General features: G+C 59.9%; 14 protein-coding genes, 1 tRNA gene and 1 riboswitch. Of the genes, 3 read left to right on the top strand and 12 right to left on the bottom strand.

Going from position 1 to position 16,732, the window contains the following annotated elements; all coding sequences use genetic code 11:
- Positions 1-24: 24 nt before the first annotated feature.
- From ACI514_RS18515 to ACI514_RS18460, 12 genes are all read right to left on the bottom strand, one after another.
- Positions 25-98, bottom strand: a tRNA-Gly gene (locus tag ACI514_RS18515).
- A 158-nt stretch (positions 99-256) separates the two neighbouring features.
- Complete coding sequence (locus ACI514_RS18510) at positions 257-1,141, bottom strand: alpha/beta fold hydrolase (protein WP_064119706.1); 885 nt, start codon at positions 1,139-1,141, stop codon at positions 257-259.
- 316 nt (positions 1,142-1,457) lie between these two features.
- Positions 1,458-2,150 carry a pseudouridine synthase gene (locus ACI514_RS18505; RefSeq protein ID WP_095119132.1) on the bottom strand — a complete coding sequence of 231 codons (693 nt, stop codon included), beginning with the start codon at positions 2,148-2,150 and terminating at the stop codon, positions 1,458-1,460.
- Between the two features lie 33 nt (positions 2,151-2,183).
- The gene (locus ACI514_RS18500; RefSeq protein ID WP_064119704.1) at positions 2,184-2,414 is read right to left on the bottom strand and encodes a cysteine-rich CWC family protein; all 231 of its coding nucleotides are present in this window, start codon (positions 2,412-2,414) and stop codon (positions 2,184-2,186) included.
- Entirely contained in the window at positions 2,407-3,894 is a 1,488-nt protein-coding gene (locus ACI514_RS18495; protein WP_405122170.1) for a diguanylate cyclase, read from the bottom strand. Before ACI514_RS18495 ends, ACI514_RS18500 begins: the two co-directional genes overlap by 8 nt.
- A gap of 282 nt (positions 3,895-4,176) precedes the next feature.
- Complete coding sequence (gene atzF, locus ACI514_RS18490; RefSeq protein ID WP_405122169.1) at positions 4,177-5,949, bottom strand: allophanate hydrolase; 1,773 nt, start codon at positions 5,947-5,949, stop codon at positions 4,177-4,179.
- 24 nt (positions 5,950-5,973) lie between these two features.
- The gene (gene uca / locus ACI514_RS18485; RefSeq protein ID WP_405122168.1) at positions 5,974-9,621 is read right to left on the bottom strand and encodes an urea carboxylase; all 3,648 of its coding nucleotides are present in this window, start codon (positions 9,619-9,621) and stop codon (positions 5,974-5,976) included.
- Between the two features lie 278 nt (positions 9,622-9,899).
- Positions 9,900-10,541, bottom strand: a complete 642-nt coding sequence (locus ACI514_RS18480) for an urea amidolyase associated protein UAAP2 (protein WP_127926182.1) — start codon at positions 10,539-10,541, stop codon at positions 9,900-9,902.
- Positions 10,542-10,552: 11 nt separating this feature from the next.
- Positions 10,553-11,278, bottom strand: a complete 726-nt coding sequence (locus ACI514_RS18475; protein WP_160060059.1) for an urea amidolyase associated protein UAAP1 — start codon at positions 11,276-11,278, stop codon at positions 10,553-10,555.
- A gap of 25 nt (positions 11,279-11,303) precedes the next feature.
- A complete protein-coding gene (locus tag ACI514_RS18470) occupies positions 11,304-12,092 on the bottom strand; it encodes an ABC transporter ATP-binding protein (protein WP_175555110.1) in 789 nt (262 codons plus the stop codon).
- Positions 12,089-12,904 carry an ABC transporter permease gene (locus ACI514_RS18465; RefSeq protein WP_038358319.1) on the bottom strand — a complete coding sequence of 272 codons (816 nt, stop codon included), beginning with the start codon at positions 12,902-12,904 and terminating at the stop codon, positions 12,089-12,091. Before ACI514_RS18465 ends, ACI514_RS18470 begins: the two co-directional genes overlap by 4 nt.
- An 18-nt stretch (positions 12,905-12,922) precedes the next feature.
- Positions 12,923-13,990, bottom strand: coding sequence for a putative urea ABC transporter substrate-binding protein (locus ACI514_RS18460; protein WP_405122167.1), 1,068 nt, complete (start codon positions 13,988-13,990; stop codon positions 12,923-12,925).
- 63 nt (positions 13,991-14,053) lie between these two features.
- A riboswitch (guanidine-I (ykkC/yxkD leader) is annotated at positions 14,054-14,154 on the bottom strand.
- A 283-nt stretch (positions 14,155-14,437) separates the two neighbouring features.
- On the opposite strand from ACI514_RS18460, the gene ACI514_RS18455 reads away from it, so the two are divergent.
- The 3 genes from ACI514_RS18455 (at position 14,438) to ACI514_RS18445 (ending at position 16,731) form a co-directional block, all read left to right on the top strand.
- Positions 14,438-14,701: a hypothetical protein gene (locus ACI514_RS18455; RefSeq protein WP_160056526.1), complete on the top strand. Its 264-nt coding sequence runs from the start codon at positions 14,438-14,440 to the stop codon at positions 14,699-14,701.
- Positions 14,702-14,882: 181 nt separating this feature from the next.
- Positions 14,883-15,290, top strand: coding sequence for a hypothetical protein (locus ACI514_RS18450; RefSeq protein ID WP_150706204.1), 408 nt, complete (start codon positions 14,883-14,885; stop codon positions 15,288-15,290).
- A 196-nt stretch (positions 15,291-15,486) separates the two neighbouring features.
- A complete protein-coding gene (locus ACI514_RS18445; protein ID WP_405122166.1) occupies positions 15,487-16,731 on the top strand; it encodes a glycosyltransferase family 4 protein in 1,245 nt (414 codons plus the stop codon).
- Position 16,732: the final 1 nt, after the last annotated feature.

Here is a 16,732-nt window from a genome sequence, read left to right as displayed (position 1 = left end):
ACCAACGTGAGACCAATATTCGAGTGGAGCGGGTAGAGGGAATCGAACCCTCGTCGGAAGCTTGGGAAGCTACTGTTCTACCATTAAACTATACCCGCTCAGAGCGGCTGACTTTGTACCAGACTCGGCCACGGATTTGAAGTTTTTCTTTTACTCATGAACGCTTTGAATCACTGAAAACGGTCAATCGCGGGCGAGCACTGCGGTGAGAAAAGCAAAATCCCAGCCCGGCAGCCTCGCTCGCGACGACACCCTTTCAAATAGCCAATGCATGTTGATCCTGAACAAACGAGTAACGCGTTCGGCTGGTCTGCTGCGCCGGTTTCAGAAAGCCGAGCAAGGCGTTCTGGCTATCGCGGCACGCGGCCTTGTGTTCCATGTCGAGAAAATGCCCGGTGGCTTGCAGCGTGGTGAACGTGCTCTGCGCCACGTGGTTGCCGAACAGGCGTGCATCTTCGGCAGCGGTGTATTCGTCCCATTCGCCGTTTAGAAACAGCACCGGCACGTTGATCTTTTTCGCTGCATTCAGATAGCACTGCCGATCGCTGTGCAGCACGTCGCTGATGTGGAAGTGCATCTGCCCGTATTCGTGCTCGGCGAGGCTGCTGACGTGACGGTAGTTGAAGCGTTTGAACAGTGACGGCAGGTGTTTGCCGATGGTGTTGTTGACCAGATGGCCGACGCGGTCGCCGTCACGCTGGCCGAGGTAGTCGACGCCGCGTTCGAGGTAATCGAGCATGTGTGCGTTGATCACTGGCGAGAACGAACTGATCACCGCCCGTTCGATGCGCCGTGGCTGGTGGGCGAGGGCGACCAGGGTCGCGGCGCCGCCCCAGGAAAACGACAGCACGTGTTCGGCGGCGAAGTGGTCGATCAGCTCGAGCAGAATCTGCCCTTCGACGTCCTTCGTCAGATGTTTCTCGTGGCGGTTGTGGGCTTTTGACCGACCCGCGTAGGGCTGGTCGTAACAAACCACGTTGAATTGCGGGTGCAGGTTTTTCACAGTCTGTGCAAACGACGCAGTCGTGGCCATCGAGCCGTTGACCAGAATGATGGTCTTTTCTGCGGCGTCTGCGCGATAGAACTCCGTGTAAACCCGATACTGACCCTGTATATCCAGCACAGCGATTTCTGGCCTCATGTCATAAGACTCCTGGCAAGCAAGCGGGTATGCGCGCAAATAGAGATTGCACGAGCTTTGTGACAGGTAGGCATACGCCTGGAATTTACTTGGCCCATGTCGATCCATGACTGCGGTCGACGGGTATTGTTATTGGCGGGCAGTTTGTCGGCTGAGGCGAAGCCCTTGGGGCTTACGACCGGCAAAAAGTTTCTTAGAAGTATGTTGTGACTCGTCGGTCACAATCTGGCCGACGTCCTGATTCAAGCAGGGGAGTCGGGATCACGCAAGTGCCGTTGGTAAATTGTTCGACAACTTCTGCTGAGCGGTCGCCGGCTTAGAACAAATGGATCTCTTCGGTGCGCAAAGCGCGGTACTCGCCCGGTTTTAGCGCGTTATCGAGCAGCAGCGGGCCCATCGATTCGCGGTGCAGGCGCAGGACTTTGTTGTTGAAGAAACCAAACATCCGCTTCACCTGATGGTAGCGACCCTCGACGATGCTCAACCGCGCCGAGCGTGGACCGAGCAGCTCCAGTTGCGCTGGCTGCGTGGTCAGGTCTTCGAAGGCGAAGTAGATGCCCTCGGCAAAAGTGCTCGCATATTGCGCGCCAATCTCCTGCTCGGTCTCGACGTAGTAGACCTTCGGCAGTTTGGTCTTAGGTTGGGTCAGGCGTCGCGACCACGCGCCGTCGTTGGTGATCAGCATCAGACCGGTGGTGTTGAAGTCCAGGCGCCCGGCGATGTGCAGATCGTCCTTGTCCGGTTCATCGATCAGGTCGAGCACGGTCGGGTGTTGCGGATCGCGGGTGGCGCTGACGCAGCCCGGCGGCTTGTGCAGCATGAAGTAGCGCGCCGGTTTGCCGCTTTGCAGGACTTCGTCATCGACTTCGACACGGCTGAATTCCAGCACTTCGCTGTGCGGGTCGCTGACGACTTTTCCGTCAATCCGCACGCGTTTTTCCACCAGCAACAGGCGAACCTGCTGACGGTTGTAGCGGGGCAGGTTGCTGAGGAAACGGTCGACGCGCATGTTCAGTGTTCGATGAATGAAGGGGCGCGCATCTTACGGGATCGGCCGCTTGGCCGCTTGCAGTTGCGCCTCGACCTGCGCGCAACGCGGGCACAGGCAGGATTGGTTGCGCAGTTCTGGCGGCAGTGCTTCAAGCACGGCCGGGTCGATGCTGACGCCATAGCACCAGCATTCGCGGTCGGCGGTGCGCGGGTCGGCAAGGCTACAATCGTTGCGGGCGCCGCAGGCCGGGCAGTGGTCGGGTTTAACGTCGGAATCAGGCATAAGTCGAGTGAGGCATTTCCACGCAGGTGCGGTTGCGGCCGGTTTGTTTGGCTCGGTACATCGCATGATCGGCCCGCGACAGCAGGCTGTGCAAGGTGTCATCGCGTTGCAGGGTGGTGGCGCCGATGCTCACCGTCAGATGGAGGCGGTGGCCGTCGTAGGCATATTCGTGCTGTTCGACATGTTGGCGGATCTTCTCGGCAATTTTCTGACCGGTGTCGCCGTCGGTGTCCTTCAGCAACACGATAAATTCCTCACCGCCCCAGCGGCAGACAATGTCGGCGTGGCGCAGGCAACTTTGCAGGTCGCGGGCAAAACCGATCAACACCTGATCGCCGGCCATGTGCCCGTAGGTGTCGTTCAATACCTTGAAATGATCGAGGTCGAGCAGCAATGCCGTTAGCGGTTTGGTCTCGCGTTGCGCTTCGTGCAGGGCTTGTGCGGCAAGAATGTCGAAGCCACGGCGATTGGGCAGTTCGGTAAGACTGTCGAGAATGGCCTGCGCCTGGATTTTGCTTTGATAGCGCTTGATCACGCGATTGAGCAACGCCAGGACAATCAGCGTCACCAGCAGGCAGATCAGCAGATTCAGGTACAGCGACTGACGGATTTCACTCAACGCGCCGTCTTCGCGTTTATCGACGAATAGATACCAGTTCAGCTCCGGGATAAACCTCACATTGAGGAAATGGCCCTGGCCGTGGGCGGAATATTCGTAGCTGCCGCTGTGCGGTTTCGGCAACTGGCTGACCAGACTCTTCATGCTTTCCAGTTCACTCAGGCTCTGGCCAATGTGCGCGCCTTCCGGACCGCCTTCGGCGCCGGTCAACACCAGTCGGCCAAAGGTGTCGACGAAGTACACGCTGCGTTGATAGCGCTGTTGATACTTGTCGATCAGCTTGATCACGGCGTCCACGGTCAGACCGACACCCGCCGCACCGATGAAGCGGTTGTGGTAGTCGTAAACCTTGTAGTTGATGAAGAAGGTCAGGTTGTCCTTGTTGGCCAGATCCGGGTCGACGTTGATCTCGTACGGATCCTTCATGTCGCGCACACGGAAGTACCAGGCGTCGCGCGGTTCATCGACCTTGACCTGCTTGAGCACGCCTTTGGCGTGGTAGTAAGTGTGGCTGGCGTTGGAGACGAAAAACGCGGTGTAGGCGCCGTAGTGGGTCATGACCTCGTCGAGGTAACGAGTCATCTGCTCGGGATTCTGCTCGCCGTTGACCACCCAGTCGCGCATAAAGGTGTCCCGGGACATCATCGAGGAAATCAGGATCGGCCTGACGAGGTCTTTCTGAATTTCCGAGTAGACCGTGTCGGAGGTCAGCGGCAGTTCGGTGTTGACGATGTTGTCGCGGATCGACGCGCGGGAGGCGTAGTAGCTGAGCAACGACGTGGCAAGGAAACCGGCGCCGAGCAGGGCGATCAGCGTCAGAACCAGTGAGCGTTGCGAGTACAGGGGAGAACGAAGCGGCATGGCGGTTCCGTTGGCAGTGGCCCGATGGCATGCATTCTAGTGGGATGGCCGGGAAAAGACTGCGGGATTCATGCCTGAAATGGCGGGGGATATGACGTTGAGGGAATGTCAGAAGGATCGCTCCCTCAACCCAGCCCTCTCCCGGAGGGAGAGGGAGCTAGATTGTGGTGATTTCAAAACCTGAGTTCGCCTCGGTTTCACCGAATGACAACCACCTGACAAACACCTCGGTCAGTCCCCTCTCCCTCCGGGAGAGGGCTAGGGTGAGGGCTGGTTTCCGGATCAGCTCCGAGTTTTAAGATACGCCCGCCAGCCCCCCAAATGGCTGATGTCCCGCGCATCTTCCAGACCATACGGCTCACAAATAAACCCGCTCTCCCAACGCCCATCCGCCAGTTGCACCTTGCCCAATCCAAGCGGCGCCGGAATCCCGGTGAGGAACGAGCCCAACTCACTGCTCGGCAATTCCCACACCTCCACCGCAATCGCCACACCGCCATCCTTGACCCGCACCATCCCCGGCCGTAATGGCGGACCGCCGGCCAACGCGTGCAGTTGATAGTCCGGTGAGCTCAACGTCGATTCCAGCAACCGCCCACCTCGTTGGGTCAGTTGCCAGTTCAACGCCAACCCTTGCAGATGCGCGCCACACACCACGATGCGTGCACGATCATGGCGTGCAACGTTCGTGGGTGTCGGCAGGGTCGGGTCCTGCTGGCGCTGCATCGCATCCGCGAGACTCAACAGATATTGATCGGTAAACGCCCGGCCAAACAGCGTCACGCCCCACGGCAATTCATTGGCCATAAACCCGCTCGGCACGGCGACGGCGGCGTAGTCGAGCAGGTTCATGAAGTTGGTGTAGTAACCCAGTTCCGAGTTGCGCAATACGGGGTCGGCGTGCAGTTCGGCGAGTGTCACCGGGCGGCCAATGGTTGGCGTGAGCACACAGTCGAGGCCTTCGAGTGCTTGATCGCACAGCGCTTTCAAGGCTTGCAGCCGATACTGCGCGCGGAAGGTTTGCATGCCGGTCACCGCCGGTGCCTTGGCCAGCACGGCACGAATCACCGGCAGCACCGCTTCGGGATTGTGTTCCAGCAGTTCGCCGGCAACGCTGTAACGCTCGGCCACCCACGGCCCTTCATAGAGCAAACGCGCAGCTTCGAGGAACGGCGAAAGATCCAGCTCAACCGCTTCGCCACCCAAGGCCTTGAGCCGGTCAATGGCATCGCCGAACAGCAGTGGCCCTTCGACGCAACCGAAAAACTCCAGATCCTGTGCGCGCGGCACGCCGAAACGAAACGCCCGTGGCGCACCAAACGCCGAGCCGTCATTCCACGATGGATTGCGACGGCTGTACTCATCGCGCGGATCAGCTTTTGCCGTCAATGCCAGCAACTGACTGGCCTCACGCGCCGTCGCGGTAAACGTGGTCACGCAATCCAGCGTACGACACGCCGGCAGCACACCGGCGGAGGAGATCAGACCTTTGCTCGCCTTCAATCCGACCAGATTGTTCAGCGCCGCCGGCACTCGACCGGAGCCTGCGGTGTCGGTGCCCAAGGCAAAACTCGCCACGCCCAATGCCACCGCCAGCGACGAACCGGCGCTGGAGCCACCGGACGGATATTCCGTCAGCACGCTGTTCGGACAAGCGCCATACGGCGAGCGACTGCCATTGAGTCCCGTGGCAAATTGATCGAGATTGGTCTTGCCCAGCGGAATCGCCCCCAAGGCGATCAACTGCTCGACGATAGTCGCCGAGCGCTCCGGCACATAAGCAAAGTCCGGGCACGCGGCGGTGGTGGGAATGCCCGCCAGATCAATGTTGTCCTTGATCGCAAACGGCACGCCATACAGCGGCAGACTGTCGAGCTCGCGACCGTCGAGAGCGGCGAGATAGGGCTCCAGTTCTGCGACGCTGAGCAGGTGGATGAACAGGTGGTAATCCGGGTTCAGCGCGGCGGCTTTCTCGCGCAGTTTCGGCAGCAGTTGACGTGGTGTGGTGTCGCCATTGCGATAGGCCTGGCGCAGAACATCGAGTTGCAGATTCATGAGTTGATCCTTATCCAATTGGCTTCAGTCGAGTGCCAGCACCACGACCCGTTGTCCGGCACGCACCGCCGAACCGGGCTGCACGCGGATCTCGCGCACCACCCCGGCCATCGGCGCGAGCACCGGGATTTCCATCTTCATCGACTCGAGAATCACCAGCACATCGCCTGCTGCGACGCGACTGCCGGCCTCGACCTGCACCTGCCAGAGATTGCCGGCAATGTGGCTGTCGACGCTGTGTTCACCGTCGGCCAGCGACGCATCCTCAGTCAATTCCGCCACGGCTTCTTCGCTGTCGAAATGCGCCTGACCGCTGGCGATCCAGCGTTCGCGCTCGGCATTGAATGCGCCTTGTTGCTGAGCACGAAACGCGCTGATGCTCTCGGCTTCACGATTGAGAAACGTCTGATACTCGGCGAGGTTGAGCTGGCTGTGTTCGATGTTGAGATCGAAGCGGCCCAGCGGGAAATCGCGGCGGATGCGCAGCAGTTCTTCAGCGCTGACCGGGTAGAAACGAATCTGATCGAAGAAGCGCAGCAGCCACGGTTTACCATCGAACGCGGCGACTTCGCGGTAGCGATTCCACATCTGCAAAGTGCGCCCGACAAACTGATAACCGCCGGGGCCTTCCATGCCGTACACGCACATGTAGGCGCCGCCGATGCCTACCGAGTTTTCAGCGGTCCAGGTGCGCGCCGGGTTGTATTTGGTCGTGACCAGACGATGGCGCGGATCCAGCGGCGTGGCCACTGGCGCACCGAGGTACACGTCGCCAAGGCCCATCACCAGATAGCTGGCATCGAACACCGTGCGCTGCACTTCGTCGAGATTGGGCAGGTCGTTAATGCGACGGATGAACTCCAGATTGCTCGGGCACCACGGCGCGTCCTTGCGCACGGTGGTCATGTATTTCTCGATGGCCAACTGGCAGGCCGGGTCGTCCCACGACAACGGCAAATGCACGATGCGTGACGGTACTTTCAGGTCGTTGGCGGCGCACACCGCGTCCCATTCACCGGCGATTATGCCGAGCAGATCGGCGAGTGGCAGTTGCTCCGGCTGGTAGTGGATTTGCAATGAGCGAATGCCGGGGGGGAGGTCGATCACGCCGTGCAGGGATTTGTGTTCCAGCGCTTGCATGAGGGCGTGGGCGCGGAAGCGCAGAACAAGATTGAGTTCAGGCTCGCCGATTTCCAGGAGTAAATGGGTGTCGCCAGAAACCCGCGCAACAAGCCGCCGATCCCCCTGACCCAAATCCAGCACTACAGGTGACATCAAACCCTGTGGGAGCGAGCCTGCTCGCGAATGCGGTGGATCAATCAATTCTGATGTGTCTGAAATATCGCCTTCGCGAGCAGGCTCGCTCCCACAGGGGAGATCCCATTTCAGGGCGAGATCGCGTGCGGTCTTGAGGTCGACGGGGATGAATTGGATTTTATCGCCGGCCTTGAGCTGCCCCAGTTGCCACAGATCCGCTTCAATCACCGTCACCGGGCACACGAACCCGCCAAGGCTCGGGCCGTCCTGCCCGAGGATCACCGGCATGTCACCGGTAAAATCCACCGCGCCGATGGCATACGGATTGTCGTGAATATTCGACGGATGCAACCCGGCCTCGCCACCGTCGGCCCGCACCCATTCCGGCTTCGGCCCAATCAGCCGTACACCGGTGCGGCTGGAATTGAAATGCACTTCCCACTGGGTTTCAAAAAAAGTGCCGATGTAATTTTCGGTGAAATATTCCGGCGCAGCGTGCGGGCCGTAAATCACCCGAATCTGCCGCACCGCCGGCAACTTGAAAATGTGCTGGAGTGCCAGTTGTTGACCGCTGCTACGGTCGGCCAGCGCAGGCACATGCAACACATCCCCGGCACGCAACGCCCGACCACCATGCCCACCAAACTGGCCGAGGGTGAAAGTGCTTTTGCTGCCCAGATAATCCGGCACCTGCAAACCGCCGCGCAGGCACAGATAACTGCGTGCCCCGGCGCCGCTGATGCTGCCCAGATGCAACGTCGCACCCGCCGGGATCAGCAGGGCGGTATTCATCGGCACGCTTGCACCTTCAAGCGTCAGGGCAATCGGCGCGCCGGTCACCGCGACCACCGCTTCACAATTGAAGCGCAACAAAGGTCCGCTCATGGTGATTTCCAGCGCCGCCGCACCTTCAGCATTGCCAAGCAAGCGATTGCCCAGGCGCAGCGCGCGACTGTCCATCGGCCCCGACGGCGGCACACCAACGGCCCAATAACCGAGGCGGCCGGGATAGTCCTGCACGCTGGTTTGTGTGCCGGCGCTGAGCACTTCGAAAGTGTTGGCGCGATAAACCAGACTTTCCAGGCAACGGGTCCACGGTTCACCGCTGGCGAACGGCGTGTCGAGGAGAATCTGCCGCAGGTAATCGCGGTTGGTTTCCACGCCATACAACAGACTCTCGCGCAGCGCTTGATGCAACTCGGCACGCGCCTGTTCGCGAGTCGGCGCCCAGGTGATGACCTTGGCGATCATCGGATCGAAATACGGCGGGATCTCGCAGCCGGCCTCGACCCAGGTATCGATGCGCAGTTGAATGCCGTTGGCCGGTGGAAATTCCACTGCCGTCAGCAAGCCCGGGCTGGGCTGAAAATCGCGCCCTGGATCCTCCGCGTACAACCGCGCCTGAATCGCATGGCCCTCGGGGTTCAGCTCACGATACAAGTCGCTCAGCGGCGGCAAATCTCCCGCCGCCAGCTCAACCATCCAGCGCACCAGATCGACGCTCCAGACCTGTTCGGTGACGCCATGCTCCACCTGCAAGCGCGTGTTCATTTCGAGAAAATAGAAGCGTTGCGCCTCGCTGTCGAAAACGAATTCCACTGTGCCGGCGCTGCGATAATTCACCGCTTTCGCCAGTTTGATCGCTGCCGCGCACAGCTCATCGGCCATGCCGTCCGGCAGGTTCGGCGCCGGGGTTTCTTCGAGGACTTTCTGATTGCGCCGCTGCACCGAGCAGTCGCGCACGCCGAGGGCGATGACCTCACCGCGACCGTCACCGAACACCTGCACTTCCAGGTGCCGGGCGCGCTGGATGTACTTCTCGATAAACACACCGGCGTCGCTGAAGTTGTTCTGGCCGAGACGTTTTACCGCTTCAAACGATTCGCTTAATTCAATGGCGCATCGGCATACACGCATGCCGATGCCGCCACCGCCGGCGGTGCTTTTCAGCATGACCGGGTAGCCGACCTGTTCGCCGGCAATCAGCGCGGCGTCGAGGCTGTCGAGCAGTTCGGTGCCTTCGAGCATCGGTACGCCGTGTTGTTTGGCGAGGGCGCGGGCGGTGTGCTTGAGGCCGAACACGCGCAGTTGTTCGGGCGTTGGACCGATGAAGGCGATGTTGTGCGTTTCGCAGGCTTCGGCGAACGCGGCGTTCTCTGACAGAAAACCGTAGCCGGGATGGATCGCCGTGGCGCCGCTTTGTTTGGCAATGGCGAGGATCTTTTCGACGGCCAGATAAGTGCCGGCGGCGGCGCCTTCACCGAGGCTGTGGGCTTCATCGGCGTGCAGGATGTGCAGGCTGGCGACGTCGGATTCGGAATACACGGCCACGCCTTTCACCTGCAAAGATTCAAGGGTGCGCAGGATGCGGCAGGCGATGGCGCCACGGTTGGCGATGAGGACTTTTTCGAACATGGCATAACCCCTGAAGGGGGAGCGGGCCGTCCCGCTGTTTTTCGACAGACATCCGGGCCGTCCCGGATGAAAAACACACTTCAGAACACCACCGATCCCCTGTAGGAGTGAGCCTGTTCGCGATAGCGTCGGATCGGTCAAAACTCATGTACCTGACACACCGCTATCGCGAGCAGGCTCACTCCTACAGTTTGATCTGTGGTGGTTTCACTTTTTCAAGCACTGCCCGGAGCGCGCCTGGCACAGGGCGAAAAGCCAACGGCGCAACCGGCTGATTTTCAGTTCCATACCAGCAGCTCCGCAGGTGTCGGGTTGTAGGCGTTGCACGGGTTGTTCAACTGCGGGCAGTTGGAAATCAGCACGATTACATCCATCTCCGCACGCAAGTCGACGTACTTGCCCGGCGCCGAAATCCCGTCCTCGAACGTCAGTCCGCCGTCCGCCGTGACCGGCACATTCATGAAGAAATTGATGTTCGGCCCGATGTCGCCTTTGCCCAGTCGGCCGTCATGGGCGCAGGCGCGCAGGTAGTTGTCGCGGCAGCTGTGCATGTAGCGTTTCTCCAAGGCGTAACGCACGGTGTTGCTCTCCTGCGCGCAGGCACCGCCGAGGGTGTCGTGGCGCCCGCAGGTGTCGGCGACGATGGTCAGCATTGCGTGGCCGAGGTTGGAATACAGCACGCTGCCGGTGCTCAGGTAGACGCTGTTCTGCCGGCGCAAAGTGCGCTGCACGTCGTAGCGTTCCTTGGGATTGGCGAGGCTGTAGAACAAGGTATCGACCGCTTGATTGCCTTCCAGGTCGAGAATGCGCAGCGTCTGCCCAGCCTTGACCTCCATCAGCCAGGGTTCCCCGGCCGGGATCGTGGCGCGGTACACCGCTGTGTCGGGTTGGTTTTGCGAAGTGGCGATAGCAACTGACATGACAGCGATCCTCAGGCGAACAAACGGTCGGTGTTGATAAAGCCGCGCTCATTTTCCGGGCGCGAGTTGCGGCAGTGTTCGGCGACGCTGGCGTCGGCGTTCATCCAGCTCAGCTTCAGTGGTTTCGGTGCGTATTCCGGCGACGGGTCCATTGGATGTTGCAGCGCGGTGAGCACCACCAGCGTGTCCATCGGCGCGTACAATTCGATGTAGTCGCCAGCCTTGGAGTTGCCCTCGACGAAGTGGAAACACCCGGCCTCATCGACGTTCACACGGCTGAACAGATTGAGCGTCATCAGCAGATCCGACAGGCCCAGCCCCCACTTGCCGAGCTCCACCAGCAGGTTGTCGGTGCCGTTGCGGAAGAAGCCGTTGCGCAGTTCCTGATAGCGGCCCTGACCGTACTTCTGCGCGACTTCTTCGGCGCAGAGCACACCGCCGAGGCTGTCGCTCCAGCCGCAGGTGTCAGCAGTGATTGCAGCCAGCACGCGGCCCATGTCCGAGTACAGGCAATGGCCACTGGTGAGCTTGGCGGTGTGTTGGCATTTGAGGCTGTCGGGCAGGTTCAGCCGCTCGGTTTTTTCATTGGCGTTGAGCAAGGTCAGGCTGACGTTGGCGCCGCCGCGCAGATCGGTCAGGCGCAGCAATTGGCCGCGCTTCAACACGAAGGAACGGTGGCCGCCGCCGGGGAGCATTTCTTCGGCAAACGGTGGGAACAGTTGAGTCGAATCGGTCATCGGCTTATTCATTGAAGAAGTCCTCTCAAGCGGTGCGAAGGGCGCCTGCAAGTGGCAACGGCAGGGCGTCGACGGCGGCGCGTTGGGCGCGGCGGTCGCTGTTCAAAGGGATGTCGTAGGTGATGCGCGCGCCATAGGCGCCGGGGGCGTGCGGGTCGAGGCGAACCTTGTCGAACACCAGCAGACGCGTGCCGAGGCTGAAGCCTTCGGACAGGTCATGGGTGACCATGAACACGGTCAGTTTGGTCTCGCGCCACAGCTCCAGCAGCAACGCGTGCATGTCTTTGCGGATGCCCGGATCGAGCGCGCCGAACGGTTCGTCGAGCAGCAACACCCGTGGTTTCATAATCAGCGCCTGGGCAATCGCCAGCCGTTGCTGCATACCGCCGGACAACTGTGCCGGGTACTTGTCCAGCGCATGACCGAGGCCGACTTTGTGCAGTAGCGCCGCCGCCTGTTCGCGCGCCTCACGTTTGGCGCTGCCGAACAACCGCCCCAGCAACGGCGCACGCGGCAATTCAAGGCCGAGGGCGACGTTGTCCAGAACGCTCAAATGCGGGAATACCGAGTAGCGCTGGAACACCACGCCACGGCTGGCATCCGGCTCGCTGGCCAGCGCTTGACCGTCGAGCAGAATCTCGCCGCGACTCGCCGTTTCCTGGCCGAGCAGCAGGCGCAGAAACGTCGATTTGCCGCAACCGGATGCGCCGACCAAGGTGCAAAACTCACCTTCGTTGACGTTCAGGTTCAAGCCTTCCAGCACCACTTGATCGGCGTATTGCTGCCAGACGTTTTTTACCGTGATGAAGCTCATTTGGCCGCCCCCTCATACCAAGGGAAGGCGCGACGAGTCAGGTATTTCAGGCCCCAATCCATCAGCCAGGCGAGGAGGGTGATCCACACCACATACGGCAGAATCACGTCCATCGCCAGATAACGCCGGACCAGAAAAATCCGGTAGCCGAGGCCGTCGGTGGAGGCGATCGCTTCGGCGGCAATCAGGAACAGCCACGCCGAACCGAGCATCAACCGCAACGAGATCAGCAAGCGTGGCAGCAGTTGCGGCAGCACCACACGCAGCATCAGCGTCCAGGTCGAGGCGCCGAGGGTCTGCGCCTTGATCAGCAGTTCGACCGGTATTTCCCGGGCGCGTTGTTCCAGATCGCGAGCGAGCGCCGGGGTGATGCCGATGACGATCAGCATCACCTTCGACAACTCGCCCAGACCGAAAACAATGAACAGAATCGGCAGGATCGCCAGCGGTGGCACCATCGACAGCACCGTCAGCAGCGGCGACAAAGGCGCGCCGAACAGCGGCAGCGTGCCGGCGGCGATGCCCAGGCACAGCCCGGCCAGAGCGGCGATGCCGAGGCCGATGGCCAGACGCCGCAGACTCGACGCGGTGTCCTGCCACAACAGGTAGTCACCGGTGCGGCTGTCGGCATTCAAAGCCAGGCGTTTTACCGCGTCGCTCATCTGCACGGCGCTGGGCAGCAGTTTGTCGTTGGGGTTGTCCGCGAGGCGCTCGGCCGAGCCCATGAAGTAGGCGAACAGCAGCAAAGCGAACGGCAGGATCACCAACAGCAGGCGACTGGGGCGATCCGGGTGGCGATTGATCAGGCGCATGGCCAAATCCTCCGTGGCTTACAGCTTGGCGTCGGCGGCCATCTGCACGTAGGTCGGATCGAAACGCAGCTTGAGGTTGCCGGTATCGCCACTGGTCACGCCGTTGGCGAAGGCCATGCCGACCGCGCTGGTGTCTTTCGCGCCTTCACCCAGCAAGCCGTGCTGGAAGGAGAACTCGGCGACCTTGCGCATGGTTTCCGGTAGCTGTTTGCTGGTGGCGAAGTTCAGCGCTTCGCTTGGCGTGGCGAACAGTTTGGTGGTGTCGAGTTGTGCCTGGAATCCAGCGAGGTCGGTGCCCGAAGCTTTGGCCATATGCTCCAGCGCAGCCTTGCTCGCGGCGGTTTTGGCGTTCATCAGTTCGACCACTTCGAACCACGCGCCGGTCAGCGCTTTGCCCAGCGCCGGGTTGTCTTTGAGGGTGGCGCTGTTGACCACCATCATGTCCATGATCTCGCCGGGAATCTGGCTGGAATTGAACACCTCGGTCACACCCGGTTTGGCCTTGATGTCCGAGAGCATCGGGTTCCAAGTAGTGACGGCGTTGACCTGTTCGGTGTTGAAAGCGGCGGAGATATCGGCGTCGGAAGTGTTGATCACTTTCAGGTCTTTCTCGGTCAGGTCGACCGAGTCCAGCGCGCGGGCCAGCAGGTAGTGCGAGACCGACAGTTCGACCAGGTTGACGTCCATGCCCTTGAGATCGGCGACTTTCTTGCCGTCGCCCTTGAGGACGATGCCGTCGTTGCCGTTGGAGAAGTCGCTGACGATCAGCGCGGTGCTGTCGACGCCGCCCGCCGCCGGAATGGTCAGCGCGTCCATGTTGGTCATGGTGCAGCCGTCGAACTGGCCGGCGGTGTACTGGTTGATCGATTCGACGTAGTCGTTGAGCTGCACGACGTCGATCTTGATCCCGTACTTCTTCGCCCATTTGTCGACGATGCCCTGGCTGCCGGCGTATTCCCATGGCATCCAGCCGGCGTAAATCGTCCAGCAGACGCTGAAGTGGTCTTTCTGGGCGGCGGGGGATTGGGTACTGATGAGCGCGGCGAAGGCGGCGGCGAGCAGGGCGGGCAAACGTAGTCGGGTCATGGTGGCTTCTCCAGTTGATCAAGGGCGGACAGGAAGGCAACGCGGCACCGCGAACGGTGGCTTGTCTCCCGGGCTTTTGTCCCGCCGTGTAACCTCAACTGGAGGTCGCCAACTCTCGGACCAGCCACTCGCGATTGCGAGCCGGAACCCTAGTCAGCCATTGCAAATTGTGGTGCCGCGAACCTGTGATGACTCCTGCACGGGTTTGCTAAAGCGAGAGGCGTGCCAAGTGGCGTCAGGCGCTCTGGCACGGGCGCGTGGGTGGCATCGATTTGCAGGTGAGGGCGATGTGGCGCTTTGTGTTGGTGCGCGGCTGCACCGTGATGCAGCGTATCAGCCGCTGATCCGATGGTTTTGGGTTGTTGGCACTCGGCATGGCTTTGCCAGTCAAAACAGATGTCAGCCGGTCTGTGCCGACTGCTGTCGCGGGTCTTTCAGGAGGCCGCCATGCTTATTCAGAAAACGTTGCGACGAGCGCTGCTGGGAGCGGTGCTCGGTTTGGGTCTGTCCGGTTGTTATTACTACGCCGGACCCTACGGCGGTTACCCCGCTACTTACTACTCTCCCGGCTATTACTCACCTTATTCCTACGGCAGTTATTACGGCCCGCGCTACTACGGCGGCGCGCGTTATTACTACGGTGGCTACGGGTATCGAGGCGGTTACGGACGGGGTTATCACGGCGGCGGATATCACGGTGGCCACCATTAATCAGCGGCTGAATGACAGCGTTTTTGCGGATGAACAAGGTTTCATCAATCACTTGTTTCAACTTGTTACGGGAACGCACCAGATGCCAAAAGCGCTGTCTGATTTTTCGACAGTCACCGATTAAATGACTGTCGCCTGCCAGCGTCGCTGGTGTGGCCAACCCGCGGTCCAGGAGGCCGCCATGTATAGACGAATTCTTCTACTTGCTGCGTTGATGTTTTCCGTTGCCGGTTGCGTCCCGTACTCCTACGCGGACTCGTATTACAGCTCAGAGGTCTACACATCACCTGCACCGGCCTATTACAACACGGGTGGCACGTATTACAACGGTGGCAGCAGGTATTACGCGCAGCCACGCTACTACCAGCCAGCCCCGCGGTACTACCAGCAACCGCGCTATTACCAATCGGCGCCGCGTTACTATCAACCGGCTCCACGTTATTACGAAAGCCGTCGCTGGCACGGCAATGATCGCGGGCGTTGGGATGGTCATCGTCGCGGCGGTTGGGATAACGATCACCGCGGTCGTGGCAACTATGACCGACACAGCGGACGTGGCGACCACAATGGACGTGGCAACCGCTGGTAAATCCACGCAAATGAAAGCGGCGCTATTAGCGCCGTTTTTTTATGCCCGTCGAAAAAGTCGTCCCGTTAGCCATCTCCTAGGGCATTCCCAGACGCTTCCTACAGTTTCATTTCCTTGCATTTGTTAGCGTTTGTTCCTGCCGATCGAGGTGAGCAAAACTCAGTTCAATAGCGGCGAATAAAAGGACGATGCCGCTATGAAGCTTCTTGTGATTCACCAAAACTTTCCGGGCCAGTTCCGTCACCTGGTGCTGGCGGCGATTGACAGGCGTTATGAGGTTTTGGCGATAGGTCGGGATACGGCGCCGGGTATCGCAGAGGTGAAAATATATCGATACCGCGCTGCCAGCAGAGCCGCGGGCGATATTCACCCCTATCTGGCCCGTTACGAACAAGCGGTGACTGATGGACAGAAGGTTTTTGAAATTCTGAGCCGACTGAAACATTCGGGTTATCGGCCGGACGTGATTCTCGCTCATCCCGGATGGGGGGAAACGCTCTTCGTCAAGGATGTCTATCCTGACACGCCGCTTATTCACTATTGCGAATATTACTATCGAGCGCAGGGCGCGGACTCTGGGTTCGACCCTGAATTCCCGCGAGCCACAAGAGAGTCATCAAGGCTGCGAGTGCTCAATTCGCTGCATCTTTTGAATCTCGAACAATGTGACATTGCCATTGCGCCTACGCGGTGGCAGCGCAATCTGTTTCCGGCCGCTTATCAGTCGACCATTCGGGTTATTCACGAGGGCGTCATTCAAAGTTCTTGCTTGGCGAAAGTTGGGGCCGTCAGGTTGCCCAATGGCGTCGAGCTGAGAGCCGGGCAGCCGATCGTTACTTATGTCGCGAGGAATCTTGAGCCTTATCGCGGGTTTCACAGTTTTATGCGAGCGATCCCGCATATTCAGGCTGAGTGTCCCCATGCGCAGATAATCGTAGTGGGCGGTGATGACGTCAGTTATGGGTGTAAGCCGGTTGGCTATGCAAATTGGCGCAGCAGGATGGAGGCAGAGGTAAGTTTCGATCATTCCACCGTCCATTTTACAGGGAAGCTTCCTTACCAGACTTACCGGGCAGTTCTGGACTGTTCAAAGGCTCATGTTTATTTGACGTATCCGTTTGTTATGTCGTGGTCGTTACTGGAGGCGATGTCGGCTGGGTGCGTGGTAGTAGCGTCGGATACGGCTCCGGTAAGGGAGGTGATCGTCGATGGTCACAATGGAATGCTGGTGGATTTCTTCGATCATCACGGTATCGCCAAACGTATTACCAAGGTTCTTGATTCTGTTGATGAGTACGACAGCCTGCGCAGCGCCGCGAAGTTGACGGCGAGCAGATTTGATGTGGAGTACGGCACGACACAATACTTTGAGGTATTTGAAAGCGCGACGTCCGGGCATCTGAAGAAACAGCCTGCTCCTCAGTTTGACAGGGAGATTTGAA

Source organism: Pseudomonas sp. M20, from assembly GCF_045037865.1.
Lineage (GTDB): Bacteria > Pseudomonadota > Gammaproteobacteria > Pseudomonadales > Pseudomonadaceae > Aquipseudomonas.
This window is presented reverse-complemented; position numbering and strand designations above follow the sequence as displayed.

Excerpts from the sequence above, each read along its gene's own strand:
- ACI514_RS18510 (WP_064119706.1), bottom strand. The coding sequence starts at position 1,141 with ATGAGGCCAGAAATCGCTGTGCTGGATATACAGGGTCAGTATCGGGTT.
- ACI514_RS18505 (WP_095119132.1), bottom strand. The coding sequence starts at position 2,150 with ATGCGCGTCGACCGTTTCCTCAGCAACCTGCCCCGCTACAACCGTCAG.
- ACI514_RS18500 (WP_064119704.1), bottom strand. The coding sequence starts at position 2,414 with ATGCCTGATTCCGACGTTAAACCCGACCACTGCCCGGCCTGCGGCGCC.
- ACI514_RS18495 (WP_405122170.1), bottom strand. The coding sequence starts at position 3,894 with ATGCCGCTTCGTTCTCCCCTGTACTCGCAACGCTCACTGGTTCTGACG.
- atzF (WP_405122169.1), bottom strand. The coding sequence starts at position 5,949 with ATGAATCTGCAACTCGATGTTCTGCGCCAGGCCTATCGCAATGGCGAC.
- uca (WP_405122168.1), bottom strand. The coding sequence starts at position 9,621 with ATGTTCGAAAAAGTCCTCATCGCCAACCGTGGCGCCATCGCCTGCCGC.
- ACI514_RS18480 (WP_127926182.1), bottom strand. The coding sequence starts at position 10,541 with ATGTCAGTTGCTATCGCCACTTCGCAAAACCAACCCGACACAGCGGTG.
- ACI514_RS18475 (WP_160060059.1), bottom strand. The coding sequence starts at position 11,278 with ATGACCGATTCGACTCAACTGTTCCCACCGTTTGCCGAAGAAATGCTC.
- ACI514_RS18470 (WP_175555110.1), bottom strand. The coding sequence starts at position 12,092 with ATGAGCTTCATCACGGTAAAAAACGTCTGGCAGCAATACGCCGATCAA.
- ACI514_RS18465 (WP_038358319.1), bottom strand. The coding sequence starts at position 12,904 with ATGCGCCTGATCAATCGCCACCCGGATCGCCCCAGTCGCCTGCTGTTG.
- ACI514_RS18460 (WP_405122167.1), bottom strand. The coding sequence starts at position 13,990 with ATGACCCGACTACGTTTGCCCGCCCTGCTCGCCGCCGCCTTCGCCGCG.
- ACI514_RS18455 (WP_160056526.1), top strand. The coding sequence starts at position 14,438 with ATGCTTATTCAGAAAACGTTGCGACGAGCGCTGCTGGGAGCGGTGCTC.
- ACI514_RS18450 (WP_150706204.1), top strand. The coding sequence starts at position 14,883 with ATGTATAGACGAATTCTTCTACTTGCTGCGTTGATGTTTTCCGTTGCC.
- ACI514_RS18445 (WP_405122166.1), top strand. The coding sequence starts at position 15,487 with ATGAAGCTTCTTGTGATTCACCAAAACTTTCCGGGCCAGTTCCGTCAC.